A 25,774-nucleotide genomic window follows, 5' to 3' on the forward strand; every position below is an offset into this window, starting at 1 on the left:
CTGCAAATGCAGCAATTGACTATAAGATTTTATCTACCTTGTTCCAGTTGCAAAGTCTTGGTAGGCTGGTCGCAAACTTCGGCAGGACCGAAGTATTGGATAGGACCCGGATAAACATAGTCTGTTTCCACAGCCCAACGCTCACGCTGAGCGGCAAATGTCTTGAAAGGAGCACCGTCCAGTCTTACCAAAGCTTTCTGGATAACCGGCTTCATTTCGCCGTGACGGCGTTCCATATTCATCATCATTGTAATAGGCACACCACCTGCAATCCACTCTTCGGCAGGAGCAGTAGTATTACGCACGGAAGACATGTAACCGGTCTTACCGTTAGCAATCAGCGCAGATGCCGCATAACCCAAAGAGTAGCAGTAGTCGGCATCGAAATTAGACGGAGCAGCGCAACGTCCTTCATAACCGAAGAAGTGATGCTGTGCAGCGAACTTACCTACATATTTACCTTCTTCTTTCCACTGAGCCAATTTGGCAGCTACCATTTCGGACAACAGTTTCTCCGTTTCAATGAGAGATACCTGTACGTTTCCGTGCGGGTCGCGGTCCAATGACAACTGACGCGCTACACCTTCGGGAAGACTGGCATAGATAGCGGCATTTTCCGGAGAAAGTTTGCGGATGATATAGTCGCGTTGGTGTGATTTCTTAATCTGAGAGAATTCCTCTGCATTAGCAGCCAGGAAATCATTCAACTCAGCGATAAGACGTTTCATAGCGGGGATGAACTCAACCAAGCCCTCGGGGATAAGAACCGTACCGAAGTTATTGCCCTGTGCGGCACGATTAGCCACCACCTGAGCGATACCCGTTACGATATCATCCAAAGACATATCCTTAGCTTCAACTTCTTCGGAGATAATACAGATATTAGGCTGTACTTGCAATGCACATTCCAAAGCGATATGTGAAGCGGAACGTCCCATCAGTTTTATGAAATGCCAGTACTTACGTGCCGAGTTACAGTCGCGCTGGATATTACCGATTACTTCGGCATACGTTTTGCAAGCTGTATCGAATCCGAAAGAAGTTTCAATCATTTCGTTCTTCAAGTCACCGTCGATAGTTTTCGGACACCCGATAACCTGTACACCGCAATTCTTCGCAGCATAATACTCAGCCAATACGCAGGCATTTGTATTAGAATCGTCACCACCGATAATAACCAGTGCTTTGATATTCAATTCCTTCAAGATTTCCAGTCCTTTTTCAAACTGTTCCTCTTTCTCCAATTTGGTACGGCCTGAACCTATGATATCGAAACCACCGGTATTACGATATTCATCGATGATATCGGCCGTCAGTTCCATATAGTTATGGTCTACCAAACCACCGGGGCCAAGAATGAAACCGTACAGTTTACTATCTTTGTTCAACTTTTTAATACCGTCAAAAATACCGGATATCACATTGTGACCACCGGGAGCCTGACCACCGGAAAGAATTACACCCACGTTCATAGCAGGGAAATCAACGGTCTCATCGGTATTTTCGAACTTAATCAAAGGCATCCCATAAGTATTGGGAAACAATTTCTTGATTTCTTCCTGATCGGCAACCGACTGGGTAGCTGCGCCGGCCACTGCTTTTACAGTACCTGTCAGCCCTTTCGGAAGTTTGGGCTGATAGGCAGCCCTTGCAATTTGCAATGCACTTTTAGTCATTTCTCTTAAATATTTAAAGGTGTTAATAAAGTTTCGTTTAAAAGCGTCGCAAATTTCGCTCTTTTCCGCAAGAAATGCAAACTGAAAAGGGAAATAATTAAAAGTGAGCGCTAAAACAAAACAAGAGAGAATATCACTTATATCTCTTGAAGCGCTTTCATCAATTTTTCTTCTTCGCCGCTCCCCACGGTTGAAAGCCGCAAAATAGGAATCTCATATAATGTAAGAATATGATCTTTCTTTATATCTCGTTGATACTGCTGTGTTTTCTCATTATGATAAGAATAGCCATCCGTCTCCACTACCAATATTGGTTTCTTGCTGACATGGTTAATTATAAGAAAATCCACGTGAGTATTATAATTAGCAGCATATGCCCGTTCATCCTCATTTAAAAGGATAGTATCTTTGATGAGATGACGTAAAGGAATATGACATAATACTCCCAAATGATGAAACTCCCGATATTTTTTTAAAACTGTTTGTATAAAAGCAAAAGTAATGTTTTCCGAATCATACTCAGATATTTTCGGATGTGCCTGAATAAAAGCCAAACGTTGACGGGTATATTGACTATACAGATAATCAAAAATAGAATGTATCCTACTCTCACTGACTGTGAAGTTATTATATTCAATATAAGACAACAATTCACTGATATTACCCTTCAAAAGCTGTTCGTTACCCGAGACAACCAGACAGAACCGCTTTTTGGCCCTTGATATGGCAACATTCAGCAGGTTCGGATCATCGCTGAATTCGGTTATCTGATCATCCACCACACTCATAATAATAGTATCTTTCTCCCGTCCTTGAAACTTATGAACAGTAGCAGATTCTATTGCAGGTAATTGCCGAGACAATTCATCAACTTGAACATTATAAGGAGTGATAATTCCAATATCCGTCTGTTCGGGTAAATGAGCTATCACTTCATCACGAATTACATCAATTTCCCGCTGATTATAGTGTTTACGAGCATGATGTCCCGGCACTGTCTTGATTGCGCACAATGTATCAGGTTTTCCATCATCCTCGGTCATAATAAGCAAACCACCGCTATAAAACTTACGATTACAAAAGTCAATAATACGAGGATGGCAACGGTAATGTTCCCGAAGCAATGTTTGCGGGGCATCGGGCAAAAGAGTACATACCGACTGTAAAAAGCTGTTTCCGGCACAATCATAACCGGAAGGGATATCGAATTCCGCGACAATAGCATCAAGCTTTTTTTTATCCTCGCCTGTCACTATATTGGGCAACTGCAAAGTATCTCCCACAATAACAACATTTTTTGCACATGTCAGTGCCAAAGCACCCGTTTCAATAGAAACTTGCGATGCCTCATCCATAATCAGATAGTCGAATTCTGCTCGATCGGACAAACAAATACGTGAAGAGAATGTAGTACTCAGCACTACCGGATATTGCTCCAGTACACTCTGGTAATCTACTTGCAAATCCCTGACAGAAGAAAAAACCTTACGCTTTTCCCTGCCGTATTTCTTAAACAAGGATGCTTTGAATAGCTGCATAGATACTTCCGTTAATCTGTTCAGTTCAGTCTTGGCATTATAGGTTTTCAATTCGGCTTGCAAGTTCGTTATCCGTTCGTTTAATTCCTCAATCTTTCGATGGTAATACAAAGTTTGCAGTTCCGTAATAATAGCAGATAGATTATGCTTATCAAACTTAGAGTTCAGTTTTAATACATATCGTCCTATCAAATTCATCCACCACCATTGAAGAGCCGCCAAACACTTATTCCACCATTCTTTGGGAACAATGACATCCTTCTCTGCATATGCCTGAAACTGTAACCACAAATTTAAAAGACGCGTGGAAGATAGATAGTTAGCACTATTGAAAGAAGTAATTTCAAATATCTGATCCCGTTTGAAATGATTATACTCTAACTCTACAGCTTGAAGCTCTTGTTTGGACAAAGCCAACTCCTCTTGTACTGCAAAAATCCTGTCAAGCTTCTTCAAAAGATTTTCCGCCTCTTCCTCTTTCTGGAGTTTTTCCTCTACATTACACTCCCAGTCTTGAAGTTCATCGGGTATAGCAGGCTGATTACCTATAAACGCCTCTTTATTTCCTTTCCTGCCCAATGGTGCCACTATAAAGCCAAGTCCCGCCTTATCCAGCTTCTCAAGAACATTGGTCGTCGCTGAATTGTTGTTTGAAACGACTAAAACAGTCTTTCCTTTGCGTATAATATTAGCTATAATATTGAGGATAGTTTGTGTCTTTCCCGTTCCCGGCGGACCTTGAATGATACTGATCTGATGTTCAAAAGCACAAACTACAGCTCGTTTCTGACTGGCATTGCATCCAAAAGGGTATATAAGCCGACCGCTCTTATCCTTCTTCAATGCTTTCTTTGGATTTAAATATGGAGCAATAGCTCTGCTATCATCAATAAAATCAATCTTTTCATAAAGTTTGGAAAGCAATCCGATATTATCTTTTTCTTCCTCTTTACCGAGAATATTAGTAGATGCCACCGCCTTCAAATATTCAAATACACTTTGCGATTTACCATCACTCAAACATGAAGTCCTGATTATCAATTCTTCATCCAAGAGATACTGTGAGTAATTGGAAGTGTAAACTACATACCAATAAGTACTACCCCTATATTCAAAAGAAAATACTCCTTTTAAATCGTACACTCTGCGCTGACGAATGAATATTCGGTTATGAGCGATGTCAATTTGTTTAGAGCACGTCAGCCATACAACTTTCTCACTGCCATATCTATATACCTTAGAAGAACCGAGATACTTCACATTAAAGCGACCAGCATCATCCCGACCTATTTCTTCTATTTGCAAGGTCTTATTTTCTCCATTAATCCAAATAAGGTTTTGAGTAGCATCAATCATACTTCTTTTGTGTTTTAACCTAATATCAGTTCGAATAAATCCCACGGTTAAAGTTACGGATATTTATAATATGACAGGTATTTTCCAAAAACGAAATCTTACATACCCGTTAAAAAAACAAGAGTACTCCCGCAACCAGTAAGAGCACTCTTGATTTCTATCGTAAACAGCTTTACGGTTTATTTCTCTATCTGCCAGCCTCCACCCAAAGCCTTATAAACATTTACCACTGCTATCAGTTCGTCACGGATTGCATTGCTGACACCAATCTGGGCATCGAAATATCCACGCTGGGCATCAAGCACGTCCATATAATTAATAACACCATTAATATATTGCAACTGCGCTAAATCCACGTACGTTTTGGCTGAACGTTCCAATTTGAGACGCAACTGATACACTTCCTTTATTTTGTTGAAGTCCACAATTGCGTTCTTAGCCTCTTTAAAAGCATTCAGCACCGTTTTCTCATAGCTATGAACTTCCGCCTCAAACGAAGCTTTCTGTGCCTTTAGAGCAGCCCGGTTCTTACCCCAATTGAAAAGCGGAGTCAATACTGCTCCGTTCAACAATGAATAAGGCGACTGAAGGAAGTTTGACAAGACATCACTCTCCAATCCAAACTGACCAGTCAGCGACAACCGAGGGAACATATTGGTATAGGCCACTTTCACACGAGCATGTTCAGCTATAAGCTGCTGCTCCGCAGCACGAATGTCAGGACGACGTTCCAATAAGCCGGACGGCAATCCTACAGGTAAAGACTCCGGCACATCCAACTCCTCCAAAAAACGGCTGCGCTCTATACGTGTAGGAAATTCACCGGCAAGAAAAGCTATGTCATTCTCCTTAATGGAAATCTTACGTTCCAGATCCGGAACAAGCGTAGCTGTACGCGCCAACTCTACTTGCGCCTGCTGATAAGATGTCTCCGAAGTAAGCCCGCCTTCAAAACGGATTCTTGCAAGACGCACACCTTCTTCACGAGCCTTTTGTGTCTGACGGACAATTTCCAATTCTGTATCGAGTGCTACCAGCTCGTAATATGCCTGCGCCACTTCCGCAACAATTGTCATACGCAAGGCACGCTGTGATTCTACACTTTGCAGATAATCGGCTACGGCAGCTACTTTTTTCCAACGCAGATTTCCCCAAAGGTCAAGTTCCCACGACAAAAGAGCCTTTGCTTCATAGCTGTTACCCACATCGCGGCTATGTCCGCCATAGTTTTCAACTTCACGCTCTGCCTCTATTTTTCCATTTAACTGAGGAAGTAGATTAGCTACGCTGATACGTTTCTGGGCCGCCATTTCTTTCACGCGAGCGGCCGCAACGAGCATATCTTTATTATACTCCAATGCGCGTGCTATCAGATTACGCAAAGTATTGTCTGTATAAACAGCCTGCCACTGCTCATCGGCAATGCTGATGCTGTCCTGCTGTTGCATCAAACTGTCGGGCAATGCCATTTCGGGACGGACATAGCTTTTGCCTACCTTGCACGATGCAAAAAGAACCGGGGCGAGCAACAGAAGTATATATATATTCTTTTTTTTCATAAGTGTGTAATCAGAATTCATTTACAATGTTATCATCAATCTTTTTTGATTTTGTGTTGCACTTTTTCCTTTGCCTTATAAATCAAAACAAAGAAGAAAGGCACAAGCACAATGCCGAATACAATGGCAAAAATCATTCCAAAGAAAACTCCCGTACCTATTGCCTGACGGCTTGCAGATCCCGGTCCGCTTGCAAGAACCATAGGAAGCATACCCAATACAAAGGCAAGTGAAGTCATCAATATAGGACGGAAACGGAGTTGGGCGGCATGAATGGCCGACTGCACCAAATCTCCTCCATTATCCACCTGTACTTTGGCAAACTCAACGATAAGGATAGCATTTTTTGCTGCAAGTCCCACCAACATTACCAAGCCAATCTGGAAATAAATATCATTTTCCAAGCCACATACAGCAACGCCCAAATAAGCTCCCAATGCAGCTACCGGCAACGAAAGCAATACAGCAATAGGCACAGTCCAGCTTTCGTATTGTGCTGCTAGGAACAGGAATACGAAGAGGAATACCAACGTCAGCACCAGTCCGGTCTGCCCACCGGCTTTCTTCTCCTGATAAGAAAGTCCGCTCCACTCAACACCTATATTATCCGGTAAATGTTCGCGCGCTATCTGTTCCATAATCTCCATAGCCTGGCCGGAACTGTACCCCTGTGCCGCCGAACCGAGAATAACTGCAGTAGTAAACATATTGAAACGTTTAATACTGCCCGGACCGGTTGTATAGGATGCATTACCCAACGAGGTTAACGGAACCATCGCACCATTAGCTGCTTTTACAAAGAACAGATTAATGTTCTCTTTGTGCTCACGATACGGAGCTTCAGCCTGAATATATACCTTATATATACGATTGAACATATTAAAGTCATTCACATATACGGAACCCGTATAAGCTTTCATCGTAGAGAACACATCTGCCAACGGCACTCCCAGCATCTTCACCTTGTCACGGTCTACATCAAAATAGAGTTGCGGAATCTCAGACTGCAAAGAAGAAGAAAGTCCCGTCAATTCCTTGCGTTTCTGAGCATAATACATCAAAGTATCCGCTGCCTGTACCAGATTTTCAAAAGTAGCTTCCCCACGTGCCTCAAGCTGCATTTCAAAGCCACCGGATGTTCCCAATCCCGGGATTACAGGAGGAGTAGAAAGATAGACTCTACATTCGGGGTATTCCCTCAAATCCTTTTCCACTTTCTCCATTATCTTATTGATAGTGGTATTTTTGCGTTCCTCCCAGGGCTTCAATATAACAGTTAACTCACTGCGCGCCTGATTGCTTCCTACACGCGGACTGCTACCCGTTACATTCTGCACATAAGCCACATACGGATTCTGCTCCAGATACTGCACGGCACGATCGGTCACGATACGGGTACGTTCCAAAGTAGAACCTTCCGGCAGTTCCAACTCCACTTTAAAGTATCCCTGGTCTTCCACCGGCAAGAAACTGGTAGGAATCAGACGGTGAATGATGAAAATAGCTATCAATACCATACCGAATGCACTCATCAAACGTCTGGGATGCTTGATAACGCGACTGATAACACCAATATACTTATGATTACTGATATTCAACCATTCGTTAATCTTACGGAACACGATATTCTTTTTCTTTCCGCTGTCGGGCTTCAGGATAAGCGAACACATCACGGGACTAAGCGTCAGTGCCACAACCGTAGAAAGCAATACCGATACAGCAATGGTAATAGTAAACTGGCGATATAATTGTCCGGTGATACCGCTCAGAAAGCTTACCGGAACAAATACGGCACAGAGCACCAATGAGGTTGCAATCAAAGCACTTGCCAAACCGTTCATTGCTTTTTTCGTTGCTTCATAAGGAGAGAGTTTTTCCGTTTCCATCAGATGTTCCACATTCTCCACTACCACAATAGCATCATCCACGACAATACCGATAGCAAGAATCAATCCCAACAATGTCAATATATTCAGCGAGAAACCGAAAATAAGCATGAAACCGAAAGTACCGATCAAAGAAATAGGCACTGCAACAACAGGTATCAAAGTAGCACGCCAGCTTTGCAGTGAAAGGAACACTACCAATACCACAAGAACCAATGCTTCGAACAATGTCTTATACACCTCGTGGATAGACTCCGAAATATAGGTAGTCATGTCAAAAGGTATCTCGTAACTCATTCCTTCAGGAAAGTTCGCACTGATTTCTTCCATTGCCTTCTTCACGTTGTCCGCCACTTCCATAGCATTGGCACCCGGAAGCATATAAATGCCGAGAACTGCCGCATTTTCACCGTTAATACCACTTTCCGTACTATATGAGGAAGCTTCAAGTGACACTCTGGCCACATCGCGAAGACGAATAATAGACCCATTGGCATTGGCACGGACCACAATATCCTCAAACTGCTTTGCCGAGCTCAAACGACCTTGCGTTGTAATAGGAATTGTAATGTCCAAACCTTGCACCGGCTGCTGTCCCAAAACACCGGCAGCCGATTCGCGGTTCTGGTCTTTCAAAGCATTCTGCAAATCCTGAACAGTCAATCCGAAATTTGCCAGTTTGTCTGGCATGGCCCAGATTTGCATGGCATAGTAACGGCTACCGATATTAGACACACGTCCCACACCGGGAATACGGCGTAAAAGGTCGAGTACGTTAATAGTAGCAAAGTTGCTCAGATAGATTTCGTCGAATTTCGGATCATTGGAAGTCAAACAGATTGTCATCAGCTGGCTGGGAGCCTGCTTTTCTACCGAAATACCATTCTGAATGACTTCCGCAGGCAAACGGCTTTCCGCCAGCTTTATACGGTTTTGAATTTCCACGGCAGCCAAATCCGGATCGGCAGATACATCAAAGGTCACGGTTGCCGAAAATCCACCGGAATTGGAACTGTTGGACTCCATGTACAACATACCCGGAGTACCGTTTATTTCCTGTTCGATAGGAGTCGCCACTGCTTGTGACACAGTCAGCGCACTTGCCCCCGGATAGGATGCACTGATTTTCACAACGGGCGGTGTTATCTGTGGGTATTGATCCACCGGAAGCATAGTCAGACCGATGATACCGACAATTACAATCACAATCGATATCACCGCCGAGAATACAGGGCGGTCTATAAAGAAACTTACTTTCATACTGTTATTTTACTTTGAGAGATTCTTATCCTTTTCTTTATTCTCAGAAGCGGCTTTCTTATTCAGAGAATCTGCCGGCTGCTCATCTTCCTTTTTGGGAGCAGCTGCTTGTGCACGCACTTTCATTCCCGGAGTAAGTTTATGGAAACCTTCCGTCACTACCTGCTCGCCTGCCGCCAGTCCGCGTTCAACAACCATATTGTTACCAAACTCAGGTCCTAATTCAATGAAGCGCTTTTCAACTGTCGAATCGCGGCGCATTACATATATATAAGCACCGCCTTTCTCAATGGTAACGGCCTTTTGAGGAACTGCCACAGCACCTTCGCGTACGTCCAACAACAGTTTTACTTTCGTAAACTGTCCGGGCAGCAATACTCTGTTCGGATTAGGCATTTCGGCACGAACGGAGAACGTACCGGTTTGCGGGTCAACCTGCGGTTCTGCAAAATCGACATAACCTTTGTAAGGATAAACAGTATTATCAGCCAAAGTAATCGTGATATTAGGCTGCCAAGAGCGGGTAGAATCCTGACGGCCTATCTCTATATTGCGCTCTTTGCTTTTAAGATAGTCCAATGCGGTCATGCTGAAATCTACCAATACCGTATCACTTTTTACTATGGTAGCAAGCAATGACTTAGCCCCGGGACCTACCAATGTTCCCAAGTCCACATTTCTTTCACTGATATGCCCTGATAGCGGAGAACGCACAATGGTATACCCCAGTTCCAATTCCGCCTGGTCCAGATCGGCCTGACTCATAGCAACAGAAGCCTCGGCCGTTTCATAAGCAGCCTGCGCATTATCCAAATCCAGCTGACTGGCAGCATTCTGTGCATACAAAGGACGAATACGTTCCAAATCCCGTTTGGCTTTCAACGCCTGCGCCTCATCTTTCTTTAACTGTGCACGAGCCTTGTCAGCCTTTGCACGGTATTGGTCTTGATTGATAACAAATAAAACCTGGTTTTTAGTTATATACGTCCCTTCGGCAAAAAGCATACTCTCCAAATAGCCTTCCACACGTGCACGGACTTCCACAAACTGTTGTGCACGTATACGACCTACATACTCACCAAAAATTTCCACATCACCCACTTCGGCAGGTTCTACAATAACAGTAGGTAATTCCGGCTGAATTTTCTTGGGCCAAGTCAATATCAGATAACCGGCAAGCAGCACTGTCATGCAGGCTATCATCATTATCACCCGTTTCTTTCTCAGCTTTAATTCTTTTTTTGTAAAAAATAGTCTCATGCTTGTTTGTTTATTTAATTTAACCCTATTTCCCATTTCAAAGCAAACGCAATGCCAAAGCAGGACAAAGGGTATTCTTTATTATATAATAGTTTAGTTATCAGATATGAACATATATATAAGTAGTAATATTCCACCTGCTTTCCACACTCACATTGTAGAAAATCTCCACAAATGTAGAATTATTCCACGAACTATTTCTCATTAAAAACACATAAATTTTCATTTTTCCACTCAACTCATGAAGAAAAACACTATCTTTACCGAAAATAACACTATTCATTCACATAAAAAGTAAAGATTATGGCAAGTAGAAAAGCATTGAAAAAGAACGTCAATTATATTGCCGGTGAATTATTCGCCGAATGCCTTATGAACAGTCTGTATGTACCCGGAACAGACAAGAAGAAAGCTGATGAACTAATGGGTGAAATTCTGAAAATGCAAGATGAATTCATCAGCCGTATCAGCCATACCGAACCGGGAAATGTAAAAGGTTACTACAAGAAATTCCGTTCTGATTTTAATGCAAAAGTAGACTCAATCATTGAAGCTATCGGCAAACTTAAATAATAAGAATGAAGAAAAGACTATATAGTTTTATCTATTATCGCCTGTTAGGTTGGAAAACAAATGTAACAGTGCCCAACTATGACAAATGTGTCATTTGTGCAGCGCCACATACATCCAACTGGGATTTGTTTATCGGCAAACTGTTTTATGGTGCCATCGGACGAAAAACCAACTTTATGATGAAGAAAGAGTGGTTTTTTTTCCCTTTGGGATTGATATTCAGAGCTATCGGCGGCATACCAGTAGACCGAAGCCGGAACACATCTTTGGTAGACCAGATGGCAAACAGATTTGCCGGAAGCAAACTGTTTCATTTAGCCATTACTCCGGAAGGTACGCGCAAATCCAACCCTAACTGGAAAAAAGGTTTTTACTTCATTGCGTTGAAAGCACAAGTTCCTATCATGCTTATCGGTATAGATTATCCTACCAAGACTATAACTTCCACCAAGGCAATAATGCCAACAGGAGACTTTGAGAAGGACATGCATGAAATAAAGCTCTATTTTAAAGATTTTCGCGGAAAGATTCCTGAGAATTTCTCCGTTGGAATAAATTAAAAGACAACCGATAGCAACTGTTTACTAAAATGAACCGACTGCGTGTCAGTATCCTACAAATGGATATTGCTTGGGAGAATAAACAAGACAATCTTCGCCGTCTTCGCGAAAAGCTGGAAGCTCTTCGCGGAGCGACGGAGATTATTGTTTTACCGGAAACCTTTTCTACCGGTTTCAGCATGAACACCGACACATTGGCAGAGCCGGTAACAGGTAATACAATTACAACACTACGCCAATGGGCTTCAGAATATCAGATAGCTATTGCCGGAAGCTACATAGCTTGTGAAGAGAATTTTGTTTCATCTGAAAGCAATCCATTATCCTACAAAAACTCTACCTATTACAATCGCGCCTTTTTCCTCACTCCCGAAGGGGAAGCCTATTTTTACGATAAACGACATCTGTTCCGCATGGGCAACGAGACAGATAATTTCACGGCAGGCAGCCATCGTATCATAATTCCGTATCGAAATTGGAATATACTGCTACTCGTCTGCTACGACCTGCGCTTTCCGGTATGGAGCCGAAATACAGGCAATGAATACGACCTCCTGATTTACGTTGCCAACTGGCCTGTACCCCGACGTAAAGTCTGGGACATACTTTTACAGGCACGGGCATTGGAAAATATCAGTTACGTTTGCGGTGTAAACCGTATCGGTAAAGACGGTAATGGCTTCTCCTATAACGGCGGCAGCGCAATCTACTCATACAAAGGTGAAATGCTGATTCAAGTGCCCGACCATGAAGAAGGAACAGCTACGGCTACTCTTGAACTTTCCGCACTGCAAGAATTCAGAAACAAATTTCCGGCATGGAAAGACGCGGATTCATTTACTATCGCCTCAGATAGTAATTCACGGTAGTCACTACCCGTATACTTTTAATATAAGGCGTATTGGCATCTCTGTCCGATATGGAGAATTGCCCCTGCGAAGCATTCCGTATCTTACCCAGACTACTGTCTGAGTCTTTTGCAAACTTTTCGGCAGCAGCACGGGCATTTTTCGTAGCTTCTTCTATCATTTGCGGTTTCACATCATTCAAGCCTGTAAATTCATACACCACATTATAGCGATAATCACCTCCACTGATGGCAATACCCTGTTTCAACAGTTCAGCCTGTTCCGACATCAGTTTCCGTACCTTATCTACATTTTTTGAAGTAACCGTAATGACTGATGTAGCATTATACCGATAAGCAATATCACGATTTCCATAACGTTCGGCCTGCATATCTATCACTTCTGGCGGGGCAATACTGATTTCTTCCTTAGCAATGCCGTTGCTTTCCAAAAACTTCACAATTGCCTTGTTTTTCTGTTCCATATTGGCATAAAGCAGCGACGGATCATTCCCTATATCTTTATACATCAAGGGCCATATCACCTTATCAGCAGGAACTTCCATCTCTGCCAGCCCTTTTACACTGACAATACGTTCTTTATCTATAAAATCATTTATACCCCATTTAATTATCACTCCCAGCAGTACCATACCAACGGCAATAATAGCCGCTTCTACTTTCCATGTTTTCATAATCCATCGTTTTATTAAGTTTATCATAAGTAAAACAAAATAACGAAAATAAAGTTCCCGTTTACCATCATCCTGATTAAAAGATATTAAACAGGTATTTCTTTAAACATTACGTATTAAATTTTAGAGTATTTAATAGAAATACCTAAATGTATGGAGTGCATCTTACCTAAAAAGTAGTTATTTTTGTCCTTTGAAATAATGTCTGACGACTGAAACTATTAATTTATTAACACTAACCCCTAAATCCTATGTTGACTCAACTTATCAACGCACGTATTCTGACCCCTCAAGGTTGGCTCAAGGACGGTTCCGTACTCATCAGAGACGGAAAAATTTTAGAAGTAACCAATTGCGACCTCGCCGTTATCGGTGCACAACTGATTGATGTAAAAGGAATGTATGTACTGCCCGGCGGTGTAGAAATCCATGCACATGGCGGTGGCGGACGCGATTTCATGGAATGTACCGAAGACGCTTTCCGCGATGCGGTCAAAACCCACATGAAATACGGAACTACCAGCATATTCCCTACTCTGTCCTCTTCTACCGTACCGATGATTGAACAGGCAGCAGAGACTTGTACGAAGATGATGACGGAAAAAGACAGTCCTATATTGGGTCTGCACCTCGAAGGCCATTATCTGAACATGGCGATGGCAGGCGGACAGATGCCCGAGAACATCAAGAATCCCGACCCTAACGAATACATTCCTATCGTAGAAAACTGGCACTGCATCAAGCGTTGGGATGCTGCTCCCGAATTACCCGGAGCCATGCAGTTCGGAAAATATATCACCGGAAAAGGTATTTTGGCTTCGGTAGCCCATACACAAGCCGAATTTGAGGACATACGTACAGCCTATGAAGCCGGATACACACATGCTACACATTTCTATAATGCAATGCCCGGATTCCACAAACGCCGTGAATACAAATACGAAGGCACTGTGGAAAGCATTTACCTCATGGACGACATGACTGTGGAAGTTGTAGCCGACGGTATCCATGTACCGCCCACAATCCTGCGCCTGGTCTACAAGATAAAAGGTGTAGAACGGATGTGCGCCATCACCGATGCCCTGGCATGTGCGGCCAGCGACAGCAAAGAAGCCTTCGACCCGCGTGTCATCATTGAAGACGGAGTATGTAAGCTTGCAGACCACTCCGCCCTTGCCGGCAGTGTGGCTACTATGGACCGGCTGATACGTACAATGGTGCAGAAAGCCGATATACCTCTGGCAGACGCCGCACGAATGGTATCCGAAACACCGGCACGCATCATGGGTGTATACGATCGTAAAGGCTCGCTCCAAAAAGGGAAAGATGCCGATATTATCGTAATGGACGAAGATTTGAAGATTAGAGCGGTATGGGCAATGGGTAAATTAGTGCCTGAAACCGATACTTTATCATAAAATTTATCCCAACATCATGCGGATGAACTTTGTTTTTCGTATTTTTGTTAAGTTTTGAACAAGCGAACAGCTTTAATCATTTATTAATAACCAAATATTGTATGAAAACCAATCTTAGTTCTCAAATTACTCTGAATAGAGTATCCCCCAGGTACTACAGACCGGAGAACGCCTTCGAGCGGTCGGTACTGACACGTCTCGAGAAAATTCCGACAGATATTTACGAGTCTCCCGAAGAAGGAGCCAACCAGATTGCATTGGACATCGCACAGATGATTCGTGACAAGCAAAAAGCCGGACGCTTCTGTGTATTGGCACTGGCCGGCGGCAACTCACCGCGCAATGTCTATTCGGCTCTTGTGCGCATGCATAAAGAAGAAGGGCTGAGTTTCCGTAATGTAGTGGTATTCAACCTTTACGAATATTATCCGTTGGCTTCGGACGCTGTGAACAGCAACCTCAATTCTTTAAAGGAAATGCTGCTCGACCACGTAGACATTGACATGCAGAACGTATTCAGCCCCAGCGGTACTATTGCCAAGGATACTATTTTTGAATATTGCCGTTTGTACGAGCAACGTATCGAAAGTTTCGGCGGCATTGATATAGCTGTATTAGGTATCGGACGTGTCGGTAATATCGGTTTCAACGAACCGGGTTCACGCCTGAACTCCACCACCCGATTGATTTTGCTGGACAGTGACTCACGCAACGAAGCATCCAAAATGTTCGGAAGCATTGAAAGCACACCGGTAAGTTCCATAACAATGGGTGTAGCCACTATTCTCTCCGCCAAGAAAGTATATCTGCTGGCATGGGGTGAGGAAAAAGCCAAAATGGTAAAAGAATGTGTGGAAGGTAACGTAACGGATACAATTCCTGCCTCTTATCTTCAAACCCATAACAATGCCCATATCGCCATCGACCTTTCGGCAGCCGCCAACCTGACACGTATCCAACGTCCCTGGCTGGTGACTTCCTGCGAATGGAACGACAAACTGATACGCAGCGCCATCGTCTGGCTGTGCCAACTGACCGGAAAGCCGATTCTTAAACTGACTAACAAAGATTATAACGAAAACGGTCTGAGTGAGTTGCTTGCCCTCTACGGTTCTGCCTATAATGTAAACATCAAGATTTTCAACGACCTGCAACACACCATCACCGGTTGGCCGGGCGGCAAGCCGAATGCGGACGACACTTATCGCCCCGAACGTGCGAAACCGTATCCAAAACGTGTCATTGTATTCTCTCCGCATCCGGACGATGATGTCATATCCATGGGAGGTACTATCCGCCGACTGGTAGAACAGAAACATGACGTACATGTGGCCTATGAGACTTCCGGCAACATTGCCGTAGGCGATGAAGAGGTAATCCGTTTCCTGCACTTCATCAACGGTTTCAACCAACTCTTTAACAACAGTGAGGACCAAGTTATCAACGAAAAGTACACCGAAATCCGCAACTATCTGAAAGATAAGAAAGACGGTGATATGGACACCCGCGACATCCTGACTATCAAAGGACTGATTCGCCGCGGTGAAGCGCGTACGGCATGTACCTATAATAATATCCCGTTGGATCACTGCCATTTCCTCGACCTGCCGTTCTATGAAACTGGTAAGATTCAGAAGAACCCCATCAGCGAAGCCGATGTGGAAATCGTACGCAACCTGTTGCGTGAAGTGAAACCCCACCAAATCTTCGTTGCCGGCGACCTTGCCGACCCACACGGCACACACCGTGTTTGTACGGATGCCGTATTCGCAGCTATCGACCTTGAAAAGGAAGAAGGAGCCAAATGGCTGAAAGATTGCCGCATCTGGATGTATCGCGGTGCATGGGCAGAATGGGAAATCGAGAACATTGAAATGGCAGTGCCCATCAGTCCCGAAGAATTACGTGCGAAACGTAACTCTATCCTGAAGCACCAAAGCCAGATGGAGAGCGCACCATTCCTGGGCAACGACGAACGTCTGTTCTGGCAACGAAGCGAAGACCGCAACCGCGGTACAGCTGCATTGTACGACAGCCTGGGTCTGGCATCCTACGAAGCTATGGAAGCATTCGTAGAATACATTCCGCTGTAAATGTTTGCTAAATAGAAACAAGAGAGTGGGAAGTGATGAACTTCTCACTCTTTTTTTATGTATTTTTGTACGGTACTTAACCATCGGACATGAAAAAACTATATTTATCCATATTGTTCCTGCTCGCAGGAGTTGGTTCTGTCTTTTCACAAGACGTAGAACAGGCCGTTCGGGAACGGCTGCAGGCCTTTTTCCAAACGTATATCCCTGTCAATGTCAATATCGGTACATGCCGACTCGACAGTGTACTTATCGATTTCCACCGAAAAACAATCCGCATCTATGCCGATAATACATTCTCCTACCAGCCCTTCCGGCCGGAAACGGTGAACAGAATTTACCGGGACATCAAAGAAATTCTTCCGGGTCCCGTAACTTACTTCGACATTACTGTCTTTACAGACGGACATTCCATCAACGAACTTATTCCCAACACATACAGAAACGGAAAAAAAGACAAGAGCCGCCTGTTTACCGATATACACTATAAAGATGCTCCCTGGGTGACCCGTACGTCCCGTCCTTTTGAAATAACCCGCGGACTGGAGGGACGCCATATCGCTCTGTGGCAAAGTCATGGAAAATACTACATCAATAACAAAGACAAATGGGGTTGGCAGCGTCCGCGCTTGTTCTGTACCTCCGAAGACCAATTCACACAATCGTTCATCCTGCCTTACCTCATCCCGATGCTGGAAAATGCGGGAGCCAACGTATTCACCCCTCGCGAACGGGACACGCAAAAACAGGAAATCATTGTAGACAACGATGACAACCGGAACACCACAAACTCCCTCTATCTTGAGGTAAAGAGCAGAAAAGCACAGTGGGAAAAAACCGCTCTGCCTGGATTTGCACAACAGAAGCGTATCTACACGGAAGGAGAAAATCCTTTTCATGACGGTACAGCCCGCTTTGCACAAACTGAAAAGAAGAAAAACAAAGCCTTTGCCGAGTGGGTTCCCGACATCCCGGAAACCGGAGAATATGCTGTATACGTTTCCTATCAAAGCCTGCCCAACAGCGTGAGCGATGCCAAATACCTTGTATTCCATAACGGCGGTGTCGCTGAGTTTAAAGTAAACCAACGTATAGGCGGCGGCACATGGGTATATCTCGGCACTTTTACTTTCGACAAAGGAAGCAACGACTACGGCATGGTAGTATTAAGCAATGAAAGCCGGGAAAAAGGAGTGGTATGCGCCGATGCCGTGCGCTTCGGCGGTGGTATGGGCAACATTGTGCGCGGCGGCCAAGTCAGCGGTCTGCCCCGTTATCTGGAAGGCGCGCGTTATTCCGCCCAATGGGCCGGTATGCCCTACCCCGTATATGCCGGATACAAAGGACAGAACGACCTTTCGGATGATATCAATGTACGTTCGCGTACAATCAACTACCTATCGGGCGGTTCAGTATTCAACCCCAAAGAACCGGGATTGGGAGTTCCTCTTGAGATGAGTATAGCACTGCACAGCGATGCGGGTTTCAGGACAGACGACCAGATTGTAGGTACACTCGGCATCTACACTACCCATTTCAACGATGGCAAGTTAGCGGCAGGAACAGACCGCTACGCCTCGCGCGACCTTACCGACCTGTTCCTCACCCGTCTGCAACAGGACATCCGTTCCACTTTCAATGCAGACTGGACGCGCCGCAGCATGTGGAACCGTAACTACAGCGAGACCCGCCTGCCTGCTGTTCCTTCCACAATCATAGAACTTCTGTCGCACCAGAATTTTGCCGACATGCGCTTGGGACACGACCCCAAATTCAAGTTCACGGCAAGTCGTGCCCTATACAAATCCATCCTGCAATATATCTGTACCCAACATAATAAAGAATACGTCGTACAGCCCTTACCTGTCAACAATTTCTCCGTCCGCTTCGGTAAGAAGAAAAATACCCTGGAACTTTCCTGGCAAGGAGTGGATGACCCGTTGGAACCGACTGCCACACCCCGCGAATACATTGTCTATACACGCATCGGACGAGGCGGATTTGATAATGGCGTACGCGTAAGCAATCCTTTCCACACTCTGAAGATAGAACCGGGCATCGTCTATTCTTTCAAAGTAACGGCAGTGAACCGGGGTGGTGAAAGCTTCCCGTCCGAAATCCTTGCCGCATACAAGTCCAAGCACGAAAAAGCACGCGTTCTCATCATCAACGGTTTCGACCGTATCAGTAGCCCTGCTGTGATAAACACACCCAACGAAGCCGGCTTTGACTTGACGAAAGACCCCGGAGTACCTTATCTATATGATATATCACTCTGCGGCAGCCAGCTGAATTTCGACCGCAAAGAAGCCGGAAAACGTTTGGGAGAAAGCAGCAATGAATACGAAGGGATAAAAATAGCCGGAAACACATTCGACTATCCCTTTATACACGGTAAAGCCATACAGGCCATCGGCGGCTACAGCTTTACTTCATGCAGCGATGAAGCCGTAGAAAACGGTAGTGTAGCATTGGAGGAATATCCAATAGCAGACTATATTCTGGGACTGGAAAAGACGGACGACAATCTGTCACGGGCAACCTATTACAAAACTTTCTCTTCGTCCATGCAGCGTGCCTTGACAGCCTACTGCCGGTCGGGCGGCAACCTACTGGTCAGCGGTGCATACATAGGCAGCGACATGAACGACTCGCAAGGCAATCGGGAATTCACCCAAAACATCCTGAAATACCGTTTTGACAGCAGCTTACAGGTATCCGGCGAACATATCGGCATACAAGGTCTGGGGCGCATCCTCAGCATTCCCCGCCTGCCCAATGAACGGGCTTATCCCGTGACAGCCCCCGATTGTATCCGCCCTATGGCAACCGCCTTTCCCGTAATGACCTATACCGAGGGAAATCTTCCTGCTGCCATAGCTTATAAAGGTAACGACTACCGCACATTCATCATGTCATTTCCCTTTGAAAGTATCCGGGAAGAAGCCGGCAGAACAGCGGTTATGGCATCTATTCTGCATTTCTTTTCCGCCGATAATGCAGGTGTGCACAGAGAATAACGGCAATCTTGATAAATAATCCGGTGAAATAGGTATAATCTGTGGTGAAAAACTTATCTTTGCTTTTACAGAAAATATGAATCACCGAATATTAACCATTAAAACATTAACGCCATGTACACTATACAAGCCAATCCCAGCGGAACCCGCAACTTGGAAATCTCGGAAGAGAACCTTGCCACTATCGAAAAATACGGCCTCTTCCGTCATCTCATCGACAGCAACGGCATCGTGGACGAAACCGTGCTCGACAAACTCAAACTAAATATCCGTTCTCTCATTGCCGCCCAAGAAGAGGACAGCAAAGACCTGCTCGACCTCTGCATCGATGTTATCTACCACAACAATATGAAAGCCTTCGGATTACAGCAGCTTATCAAGCTCTACCTGCAATGGCTTTCCCAACAAACAACCATAGAAGAGGAAGAAAATAAATGAGAACCATCGACACACGTGGACAGAGCCTGTACAGTCCTCTTATTCCGGCCATAAAGGCCATGTGCGAAGCCGGAAAAGGCGAGAAACTGGAAATCATTATGGACGATGCAACCGCCTTTAATGACCTCAAAGAGTATCTTGCCGAACAGGGAATCGGCTTCCGGGAGATTTACGACGGAGAGGAAATGCTGGTACAATTCTGTAAGTAATTAAAACTTTCCGTATCTTTGCACCCATGAAAGAGTACAGACTGACTGATTGGTTGCCTACAACCAGGAAAGAAGTGGAACTTCGCGGGTGGGATGAGCTGGACGTTATTTTGTTCAGCGGTGATGCATATGTGGATCATCCGTCATTCGGGGCAGCCGTCATTGGACGCATCCTCGAAGCGGAAGGTTTGCGTGTGGCGATTGTACCCCAACCCAACTGGCGAGATGACTTACGGGATTTTAAGAAACTGGGACGTCCCCGCCTCTTCTTCGGTGTCAGTGCAGGTTGTATGGACAGTATGGTCAACAAATACACTGCTAATAAACGTCTGCGCAGCGATGATGCCTATACTCCCGACGCACGTCCGGATATGCGTCCCGAATATCCTTCGATTGTCTATACCCAAATACTGAAAAAGCTATATCCCGATGTACCTGTCATACTGGGCGGCATCGAAGCAAGCATGCGCCGGTTGACACATTACGACTACTGGCAAGACCGTGTGCGCCCAAGCATCCTCGTGGACAGCGGTGCCGATGCACTGATATATGGCATGGGCGAGAAACCGATTGTGGAACTTGTACGAAAACTGAAACAGCAACAACCGGTTCTTGACACCCCCCAACTGGCTTATCTTACAAAAGAAGTGCTGCCGCAAGAAGGGGATATCACCCTATTTACGCACGAAGAATGTCTAAAAGACAAGAAGAAACAGGCTTCCAACTTCCGCCATATCGAAGAAGAGAGTAATAAATATGCTGCGTCGCGTATCTTGCAGGCCGTAGGCAAGCAAACTGTCGTTGTCAACCCACCTTACGCGCCCTTGACGGAAGCGGAACTCGATCGTTCTTTCGACCTTCCCTACACGCGTCTCCCGCACCCCAAATATAAGGGCAAGCGCATACCCGCATACGATATGATTAAGTTCTCCGTCAACATCCATCGTGGATGTTTCGGCGGTTGTGCTTTCTGTACCATTTCGGCACATCAGGGCAAGTTTATCGTTAGCCGCAGCAAGGAAAGCATATTGAAAGAAGTAAAGGCAGTAATGGAACTACCGGACTTCAAAGGGTATCTTAGCGACTTGGGCGGTCCTTCTGCCAATATGTACAAGATGCGGGGACGTGATGAAGCCATATGTAAGAAGTGCAAACGCCCGTCGTGCATCCATCCCAAAGTATGTCCTAACCTGAATACAGACCACAGTTCGCTACTCGATATTTATCATGCGGTAGACAGTCTGCCCGGCATCAAAAAATCATTTATCGGCAGCGGTGTACGCTATGACCTACTGCTGCACCAAAGCAAAGACCCCAAAACCAACAAAAGCACGCAGGAATACACCCGCGAACTCATAGTCCGCCATGTCAGCGGCCGCCTTAAAGTTGCGCCGGAGCATACTTCGGAACGGGTGCTCAGCATCATGCGCAAACCGCCGTTCAGCCAGTTCGGAGAGTTCAAAAAGATATTCGACCGTATCAACCGCGAAGAAGGTCTACGACAACAGCTCATCCCCTACTTTATCTCCAGCCACCCCGGCTGCAAGGAAGAAGACATGGCGGAACTTGCCGTCATCACCAAGCGTCTGGACTTTCATCTGGAACAGGTACAAGACTTTACTCCTACCCCCATGACCGTTGCTACCGAAGCATGGTACACTGGTTTCCACCCCTATACACTGGAACCCGTATTCAGTGCCAAGACCCAGCGCGAGAAATTGGCGCAACGCCAGTTCTTCTTCTGGTATAAACCCGAAGAACGGAGAAATATCATCAATGAACTGCGACGGATAGGACGGAAAGATTTAATTGACAAGCTATATGGGAAATAATTTGTATCTACATACAAGATGAACATCTTTAGGTTAAAATGATCATTCTTCCACCTGCATCGCCACTATTTCCTGTAATACCGCCACAGCCTCTTCTACGGTAGTGATGTCCTTCACCACCATGCTCCGCTTGCCGTTCTGCTCGCGCAGGTCGCAACGGCGGGTATATTTCATCATGTAGGCAATGATTTTACCGAAAGCCAGGCTCTGATAGTAAGGACTATCCAAATTGGAGACAAAGAATAGCGTCATGCGACTGCCTTTGAGGAACACCTTTTCCGTTCCCAGACGTGCCGCAAGGCGGCGCAGGGGAACAATACGGAGCAATTCCTCTGTTTCGGGCGGTATAGGTCCGAAACGGTCTTCGAGGCGGACACGGAAAGCATCTACATCTTTATCCAGCGTCAAGCCGTCCAATTCGCGGTAGAGCAGCATACGTTCGCTGCTACCGGTGACGTAGGCAGCGGGCAACAACAGTTCGAGATCACTTTCCACCTGGCATTCGTCAACAAACTGTTCGCCGCTGATAGTACCGTCGCCTTTCAGTTCGTCGGCGTAAAGGTCGGCAAACTCATCGGTCTTAAGCTCACGTACGGCTTCGGACAATATCTTCTGATAAGTTTCGTAACCCAGGTCGGCAATAAAACCGCTTTGCTCCGCGCCGAGCATATTACCCGCACCGCGGATGTCGAGGTCCTGCATGGCAATATGGATACCGCTACCTAAGTCGGAGAAGTTCTCGATGGCCTGCAAGCGGCGTTTGGCTTCCGGCGTAAGCGAGGACAAGGGAGGAGCAAGCAAGTAGCAGAAAGCCTTTTTGTTGCTGCGCCCCACACGGCCGCGCATCTGGTGCAGGTCGCTCAAGCCGAAATTCTGTGCCTGGTTGATGATGATGGTATTGGCGTTCGGTATGTCAATACCGCTCTCGATAATGGTGGTGGCAAGCAAGACGTCATAATCATAGTTGACAAAATCGAGAATAATCTTCTCCAGTTCGGCAGGCTCCATCTGCCCGTGACCGATACAGACACGGCAATCGGGAATGTTGCGCTCTATCATCGCTTTCAGTTCCGAAAGATTGGAGATGCGGTTGTTTACAAAGAACACCTGCCCGTTACGGCTCATTTCGAAGTTTATGGCATCGGTAATAATCTCATCGCCAAAAGTATGCACTTCCGTCTGAATAGGATAACGGTTGGGCGGCGGCGTTTGGATAACGCTCAAATCGCGCGCGCCCATCAAGGAGAACTGCAAGGTTCGGGGGATGGGAGTGGCGGTCAGGGTCAGGGTATCCACGTTTACTTTCAACTGGCGGAGTTTCTCCTTGACGGAAACGCCAAACTTCTGTTCCTCGTCGATAATCAGCAGGCCGAGGTCTTTGAACTTAACATCCTTACCCAAGATGCGGTGCGTACCGATAAGGATATTCACCTCCCCCCCCGCAAGACCTTTGACAACGGCTTTGGTCTGTGCCGCTGTCCGGGCACGACTCAAATATTCCACACGGCAAGGCAAGCCTTTCAAACGCTCCTTGAAAGTCTGGAAATGCTGGTAGGCAAGGACGGTGGTGGGAACGAGGACGGCAACCTGCTTGTTGTCCGCCACCGCCTTGAAAGCGGCACGTATGGCAACCTCGGTCTTGCCGAATCCTACATCACCACATACCAGCCGGTCCATGGGGCGGGCACTTTCCATATCCGCCTTTACGTCGGCAGTCGCCTTGCTCTGGTCGGGGGTATCCTCGTAAATGAAAGATGCTTCCAGCTCCCGTTGCAGAAAACTGTCGGGACTGTATTGAAAGCCTTTCTCTTCGCGCCGTTGCGAGTAGAGCTTTATCAGGTCGCGGGCTATATCTTTAATCTTGGTCTTGGTGCGGTCCTTCAGTTTCTCCCACGCACCGGTTCCCAGCTTGTTGAGACGGGGAGCTTCGCCTTCTTTGCCTTTGTATTTGGAAACCTTGTGCAAAGAGTGGATGGAGACAAAGACCACATCGTCATTCTGATAGACCAGGCGCATTACTTCTTGCGTAGTGTCTCCGTTGGGAATACGTACCAATCCCGTAAAACGCCCCACGCCGTGGTCGGTATGTACCACGTAATCTCCAGGGGTAAACTGGTTCAGCTCCTTCAGGCTCAGGGCCACCTTGCCACTGCGGGCTTTATCGCTTTTCAGGTTGTATTTATGGAAACGGTCGAAAAGCTGGTGGTCGGTAAAGATGCAGAGACGCAACGTATCGTCGGCAAAACCCTCGTGCAGGGTACGTTCAACGGGTGTGAAGGAGATATTATCTCCCCGGTCTTCAAAGATAGCGCGGATACGGTCGGTCTGCTTCAGACTGTCGCTGCATATATAGAGGGTATAGTTGCGGGAAAGATAGTCGCGGAAACTTTCTGCCACCAAGTCGAAATTCTTATGGAAGATAGGCTGTGCAACGGTACTGAATGCAACTGTCGCATCCGGCGTTCCGGTGGGCTTCGTACCGAATTCCATGCGGCGGAAATCGAGGGCACGCAAAGTAAACTCTCCTCCATCAATCAACTTACCTTCCAGAGAGATTGCACCGTTTTCTTCGGCTTCGCAGGCTGCAATAGCCTGTGCAGTAAGCGATTCATCGTGGACGACCTGAATACGCTCCCGCAACCAAAGGAAATCACGCATCGCCAGCAAGGTATCCGGCCGCAGAAAATCCAAGAAAGAAACCATGCCGCCATCCCCCCCTTGCTCCAAGCTACGGCTTAAATCGGGAACAATGACAATCTCCTCTTTCTTCTCTTTGGAAAGCTGGCTTTCCACTTCAAAAGTACGAATACTTTCCACCTCATCTCCAAAAAAGTCGATACGGAAAGGAAACTCGGACGAAAAGGAAAAGACGTCGATAATACTGCCGCGCACAGCATACTGCCCCGGCTCGTACACATAATCCACATACTCGAACCCATAGCTGCGCAGCACTTCCGTAACAAAGTCCATATCCACCTTTTCGCCGGCATGAAGCTTCAAGGTTTTATCTCCCAGTTCCTTACGGGATACAACTTTTTCCGCCAACGCATCCGGATAGGTAACTACACAAAGCCCTTCTTCTCCCTTTTGCAAACGGCTCAGCACTTCCGTACGGAGAATCTCGTTAGCCGCATCTTTCTGGCCGTACTTTATGGCACGGCGGAAAGAAGAAGGAAAAAACAACACCTGTCCGGTTCCCAAAATCTGTGTCAGGTCGTGGTAGAAATATCCCGCCTCTTCCAAATCGCCGAGGATAAAGACAAACGGACATTCCGCCTGCTGCACCAGCACGGATGAAAACAGTGAAGCGGCAGAGGCGCACAAACCACTGCAATAGAGATGACGGACGGAATTGTCCTTTAGCAACTTGCACATGCCTTCTACATTGGGGTGGGTGGCGTATAATTGTTGTAGTTCGGTAATAATCATTGCTGTCTTTTTTAGTTCACCGTAGATTACACAAAGTTACACAGATTAAGAGAATCCGATAATCTGTGTAAACTCATAAATGTTCCATAACGAATTTCCGTTGCAAAAATACATAAATAATCCTT

16 protein-coding genes are annotated in these 25,774 nt (G+C 45.7%); 9 read left to right on the plus strand and 7 right to left on the minus strand.

What is annotated here, in order from left to right:
- Nucleotides 1-29: 29 nt before the first annotated feature.
- The 5 genes from H8S52_RS02285 to H8S52_RS02305 all read right to left on the minus strand — a co-directional run bounded on the left by H8S52_RS02285 (nucleotide 30) and on the right by H8S52_RS02305 (nucleotide 10,535).
- Complete coding sequence (locus H8S52_RS02285) at nucleotides 30-1,676, minus strand: diphosphate--fructose-6-phosphate 1-phosphotransferase (RefSeq protein WP_016661325.1); 1,647 nt, start codon at nucleotides 1,674-1,676, stop codon at nucleotides 30-32.
- A 137-nt stretch (nucleotides 1,677-1,813) separates the two neighbouring features.
- Complete coding sequence (locus H8S52_RS02290; protein ID WP_186909267.1) at nucleotides 1,814-4,570, minus strand: AAA domain-containing protein; 2,757 nt, start codon at nucleotides 4,568-4,570, stop codon at nucleotides 1,814-1,816.
- Between the two features lie 179 nt (nucleotides 4,571-4,749).
- Nucleotides 4,750-6,129: an efflux transporter outer membrane subunit gene (locus H8S52_RS02295; RefSeq protein ID WP_040315743.1), complete on the minus strand. Its 1,380-nt coding sequence runs from the start codon at nucleotides 6,127-6,129 to the stop codon at nucleotides 4,750-4,752.
- 35 nt (nucleotides 6,130-6,164) lie between these two features.
- Nucleotides 6,165-9,275 carry an efflux RND transporter permease subunit gene (locus H8S52_RS02300; RefSeq protein WP_005654891.1) on the minus strand — a complete coding sequence of 1,037 codons (3,111 nt, stop codon included), beginning with the start codon at nucleotides 9,273-9,275 and terminating at the stop codon, nucleotides 6,165-6,167.
- A gap of 9 nt (nucleotides 9,276-9,284) precedes the next feature.
- The gene (locus H8S52_RS02305; protein ID WP_040315804.1) at nucleotides 9,285-10,535 is read right to left on the minus strand and encodes an efflux RND transporter periplasmic adaptor subunit; all 1,251 of its coding nucleotides are present in this window, start codon (nucleotides 10,533-10,535) and stop codon (nucleotides 9,285-9,287) included.
- Between the two features lie 303 nt (nucleotides 10,536-10,838).
- Between H8S52_RS02305 and H8S52_RS02310 the strand changes: the two genes are divergently transcribed.
- Genes H8S52_RS02310 through H8S52_RS02320 form a run of 3 tightly spaced genes read left to right on the plus strand, consistent with a single transcriptional unit; the run spans nucleotide 10,839 to nucleotide 12,537 of the window.
- Nucleotides 10,839-11,108 (plus strand): hypothetical protein, encoded by a 270-nt coding sequence (locus H8S52_RS02310; protein WP_005654889.1) that lies wholly within the window; start codon nucleotides 10,839-10,841, stop codon nucleotides 11,106-11,108.
- 5 nt (nucleotides 11,109-11,113) lie between these two features.
- Nucleotides 11,114-11,668, plus strand: coding sequence for a 1-acyl-sn-glycerol-3-phosphate acyltransferase (locus tag H8S52_RS02315; RefSeq protein ID WP_117857853.1), 555 nt, complete (start codon nucleotides 11,114-11,116; stop codon nucleotides 11,666-11,668).
- A gap of 29 nt (nucleotides 11,669-11,697) precedes the next feature.
- On the plus strand, nucleotides 11,698-12,537 hold the full coding sequence (locus H8S52_RS02320) for an amidohydrolase (protein ID WP_186909268.1): 840 nt from the start codon (nucleotides 11,698-11,700) through the stop codon (nucleotides 12,535-12,537).
- Here the strand turns inward: H8S52_RS02320 and H8S52_RS02325 are convergent.
- Nucleotides 12,509-13,210: an SIMPL domain-containing protein gene (locus H8S52_RS02325; RefSeq protein WP_016661332.1), complete on the minus strand. Its 702-nt coding sequence runs from the start codon at nucleotides 13,208-13,210 to the stop codon at nucleotides 12,509-12,511. The two genes, H8S52_RS02320 and H8S52_RS02325, sit on opposite strands and share 29 nt — an antisense overlap.
- 251 nt (nucleotides 13,211-13,461) lie before the next feature.
- On the opposite strand from H8S52_RS02325, the gene nagA reads away from it, so the two are divergent.
- The 6 genes from nagA to H8S52_RS02355 all read left to right on the plus strand — a co-directional run bounded on the left by nagA (nucleotide 13,462) and on the right by H8S52_RS02355 (nucleotide 22,220).
- Nucleotides 13,462-14,628, plus strand: coding sequence for an N-acetylglucosamine-6-phosphate deacetylase (nagA, locus tag H8S52_RS02330; protein WP_186909269.1), 1,167 nt, complete (start codon nucleotides 13,462-13,464; stop codon nucleotides 14,626-14,628).
- Nucleotides 14,629-14,729: 101 nt separating this feature from the next.
- A complete protein-coding gene (locus H8S52_RS02335; protein ID WP_005654884.1) occupies nucleotides 14,730-16,721 on the plus strand; it encodes a glucosamine-6-phosphate deaminase in 1,992 nt (663 codons plus the stop codon).
- A gap of 89 nt (nucleotides 16,722-16,810) precedes the next feature.
- The gene (locus H8S52_RS02340) at nucleotides 16,811-19,741 is read left to right on the plus strand and encodes a xanthan lyase (protein ID WP_186909270.1); all 2,931 of its coding nucleotides are present in this window, start codon (nucleotides 16,811-16,813) and stop codon (nucleotides 19,739-19,741) included.
- A gap of 114 nt (nucleotides 19,742-19,855) precedes the next feature.
- Entirely contained in the window at nucleotides 19,856-20,179 is a 324-nt protein-coding gene (locus tag H8S52_RS02345) for a hypothetical protein (RefSeq protein ID WP_005654882.1), read from the plus strand.
- The gene (locus H8S52_RS02350) at nucleotides 20,176-20,388 is read left to right on the plus strand and encodes a sulfurtransferase TusA family protein (RefSeq protein WP_016661336.1); all 213 of its coding nucleotides are present in this window, start codon (nucleotides 20,176-20,178) and stop codon (nucleotides 20,386-20,388) included. Before H8S52_RS02345 ends, H8S52_RS02350 begins: the two co-directional genes overlap by 4 nt.
- A 26-nt stretch (nucleotides 20,389-20,414) precedes the next feature.
- The gene (locus H8S52_RS02355; RefSeq protein ID WP_186909271.1) at nucleotides 20,415-22,220 is read left to right on the plus strand and encodes a YgiQ family radical SAM protein; all 1,806 of its coding nucleotides are present in this window, start codon (nucleotides 20,415-20,417) and stop codon (nucleotides 22,218-22,220) included.
- 42 nt (nucleotides 22,221-22,262) lie between these two features.
- Here H8S52_RS02355 and mfd read toward each other — a convergent pair whose 3' ends face one another.
- On the minus strand, nucleotides 22,263-25,649 hold the full coding sequence (gene mfd, locus H8S52_RS02360) for a transcription-repair coupling factor (RefSeq protein ID WP_186909272.1): 3,387 nt from the start codon (nucleotides 25,647-25,649) through the stop codon (nucleotides 22,263-22,265).
- Nucleotides 25,650-25,774 lie beyond the last annotated feature (125 nt).

The organism is Bacteroides sp. NSJ-48 (assembly GCF_014287405.1).
Lineage (GTDB): Bacteria > Bacteroidota > Bacteroidia > Bacteroidales > Bacteroidaceae > Bacteroides > Bacteroides stercoris.